This is a genomic window from Streptomyces phyllanthi (assembly GCF_009377205.1).
GTDB classification, from domain to species: Bacteria; Actinomycetota; Actinomycetes; order Streptomycetales; family Streptomycetaceae; genus Streptomyces; species Streptomyces phyllanthi.
In genome coordinates this window covers 1-2,881 of the sequence record NZ_VJZE01000732.1, presented here as the reverse complement: position 1 = coordinate 2,881, position 2,881 = coordinate 1, and the positions used below count along the sequence as shown (strand labels likewise).

Genomic DNA, 2,881 nt, shown 5'->3' with positions numbered 1-2,881 from the left:
GGATGGGGGAGGAGGAGGCGGCCATGGCGGAGGCGGCGCCGCCTGTGGAGCCCGAGGCCGTCTTCACCTCCGCCGCGGCCGACTCCAGCACATCGCCGCCGAAGTCCCGCAGAAGCGCGGCCCGCACCGCGTCCGGGCCGCCGTTCGGGGTTGCGTCGGGGCGCCCCTCGCAGGTCAGCGTGGCCGCCGCGCGGCCGGTCAGGGCGGCGGCGAGCAGCGTGGCGTCCGGCTCGTGCTTGGCGTACGCCTGCGGGAAGCCGCTGCGCTGCACCCGCTGGGCGGCGTCGGTCAGCGGCAGCCGCGAGTAGCCGGGCACCTTGGCGAGGTGCTCGTAGAACTCGCCCGCCGCGTACGCCGGGTCCATGATCTGCTTCTCCGTGCCCCAGCCCTGCGACGGGCGCTGCTGGAACAGCCCCAGTGAATCCCGGTCGCCGTGGCTGATGTTGCGCAGGCCCGACTCCTGGAGCGCGGTCGCGAGGGCGATGGTCACGGCCCGCTCGGGCATGCCCCGCGAGGTGCCCACCGCGGAGATCGTCGCCGCGTTGGCGGCCTGCTCCGGCGTGAACTCGTACGACGCGCCGTCGCCCTTCCCCGACACCACCTCGCACCGCGGGGCACCTGTGCCTCCGGTGAGGTACTGCACCGTGAGATAGCCCGCGAGCGCGAGCAGTACGACGATGGCCGCCCCGCTGCGCAGGAGGCGGCCACGGCGACGACGGGAACGAGAAGGGGGGTACGGCTCTGACACGCCGTCCAAGTTACTCGAGACACCTGTCACCCAGATGTGCGTTGGCGGAGATCGGGGCCGGGGTAGCGGGATCCGGCCACGACATCGCCGGGCGCTAGGGTCGTCCGTATGACCGAAACCCCGCTTGACCTCACGCTGGACGCCGCACGGCTGACCGCGCAGCTTGTCGACTTCCCCTCCGAGAGCGGCACCGAGAAGCCCCTCGCGGACGCGATCGAGGGCGCGCTGCGGGCCCTGCCGCACCTGACGGTCGACCGCCACGGCAACAACGTCGTCGCCCGTACGCGTCTGGGCCGCGCCGAGCGTGTGATCCTCGCCGGGCACATCGACACGGTCCCCATCGCGGACAACGTGCCGTCGCGGCTCGACGAGGACGGCGTGCTGTGGGGCTGCGGCACGTGCGACATGAAGTCGGGGGTGGCGGTCCAGCTCCGCATCGCGGCGACGGTCCCGGAACCGAACCGGGACGTGACCTTCGTCTTCTACGACAACGAGGAGGTCGCCGCGCATCTGAACGGCCTGGGACATGTGGCCGAGGCCCACCCCGACTGGCTGAAGGGCGACTTCGCGGTTCTCCTGGAACCCTCGGACGGGCAGGTCGAGGGCGGCTGTCAGGGCACGTTGCGGGTGCTGCTGAAGACCAGGGGCGAGCGGGCGCACTCGGCGCGCGGCTGGATGGGCTCCAACGCGATCCACACGGCGGCCCCGGTCCTGGCCCGGCTGGCGTCGTACGAGCCGCGCCACCCGGTGATCGACGGCCTGGAGTACCGGGAGGGCCTGAACGCGGTCGGGATCTCGGGCGGGGTGGCGGGGAACGTCATCCCCGACGAGTGCGTGGTGACGGTCAACTTCCGCTACGCGCCGGACCGTACGGAGGACGAGGCTCTCGCCCACGTCCACGAGGTCTTCGCGGACTGCGGGGTGGAGGAGTTCGTGGTCGACGACCACAGCGGTGCGGCCATGCCCGGCCTCTCCCACCCGGCCGCCGCCGCGTTCATCGCTGCGGTCGGCGGCACCCCGCAGCCCAAGTACGGCTGGACGGACGTGGCCCGCTTCAGTGCGCTCGGCGTCCCCGCGGTGAACTACGGCCCAGGCAACCCGCACCTGGCGCACCGGCGCGACGAGCGGGTGGAGACGGCGAAGATCCTGGCGGGCGAGGAGCGGCTGAGGTCCTGGCTGACGACGTCCTGACCGTGTTCCCGCCGCGTTCTGATGGCGTTCCGACACCGTTTCGTGGACCATGACGTTCCTCGACGTGGACCAGCGGGTTTCCGACGCGGGCCAACGCGGTTCGTGGCGGACATGCTCACGTCCCCCGTCCGTAACCCGTGCCGATCTACGCTGAGGTGGAACGACCTGGCACGACGGAGGGAGCGCACATGGCTACCGGCAATCCCGAGGGCAAGAAGCAGCCACCGGAGGAGCAGCGGTTGGGCCCCGTGCTGCGCAGGCGCGGACAGGTGCAGGCGAGCACCACAGACCAGCGGCTGCTGGACGCGGGCGGCCCCTCCGACTGGGTCCACACCGACCCCTGGCGTGTCCTGCGCATCCAGTCGGAGTTCATCGAGGGCTTCGGCACACTCGCCGAACTCCCCGCTGCGATCAGCGTGTTCGGCTCCGCGCGGACTCCGGTGGACTCTCCCGAGTACGACGCGGGGGTGGCCCTCGGGCGGGGCCTGGTCGAGGCGGGCTTCGCGGTCATCACGGGCGGTGGGCCGGGTGCCATGGAGGCCGCCAACAGAGGTGCCTGCGAGGCGAGGGGTATCTCGGTCGGCCTCGGTATCGAGCTGCCGTTCGAGCAAGGCCTGAACCCCTATGTCGAAATCGGCCTCAACTTCCGCTACTTCTTTGTCCGAAAAATGATGTTTGTCAAGTATGCCCAGGGGTTCGTCGTCCTGCCGGGCGGCCTGGGCACGCTGGACGAACTCTTCGAAGCCCTGACTCTGGTCCAGACCCAGAAGGTCACCCGCTTCCCCATCGTCCTGTTCGGCACCGAGTACTGGGGCGGCCTGGTCGACTGGCTCAAGAACACCCTCATCGCCCAGGGCAAGGCCTCGGAGAAGGACCTGCTGCTGTTCCACATCACGGACGACGTGGACGAGGCGGTGGCGCTGGTGTCGAAGGAGGCGGGGA

3 protein-coding genes are annotated in these 2,881 nt (G+C 70.8%); 2 read left to right on the top strand and 1 reads right to left on the bottom strand.

Annotation, left to right across the window (positions count from 1 at the left end; translation table 11 throughout):
- Nucleotides 1-748, bottom strand: a 748-nt coding sequence (locus FNH04_RS44100; RefSeq protein WP_322725626.1) for a heavy metal transporter, incomplete at its 3' end; no start/stop codon positions are given.
- 108 nt (nt 749-856) lie between these two features.
- On the opposite strand from FNH04_RS44100, the gene dapE reads away from it, so the two are divergent.
- Both dapE and FNH04_RS44090 read left to right on the top strand, forming a co-directional pair.
- Entirely contained in the window at nt 857-1,939 is a 1,083-nt protein-coding gene (gene dapE, locus FNH04_RS44095; RefSeq protein ID WP_152791854.1) for a succinyl-diaminopimelate desuccinylase, read from the top strand.
- 188 nt (nt 1,940-2,127) lie between these two features.
- Nucleotides 2,128-2,881, top strand: a 754-nt coding sequence (locus FNH04_RS44090) for an LOG family protein (protein WP_152791853.1), incomplete at its 3' end; no start/stop codon positions are given.

Bases quoted from the DNA above. Each gene is read 5' to 3' on its own strand.
- dapE (WP_152791854.1), top strand. From the start codon at position 857: ATGACCGAAACCCCGCTTGACCTCACGCTGGACGCCGCACGGCTGACC.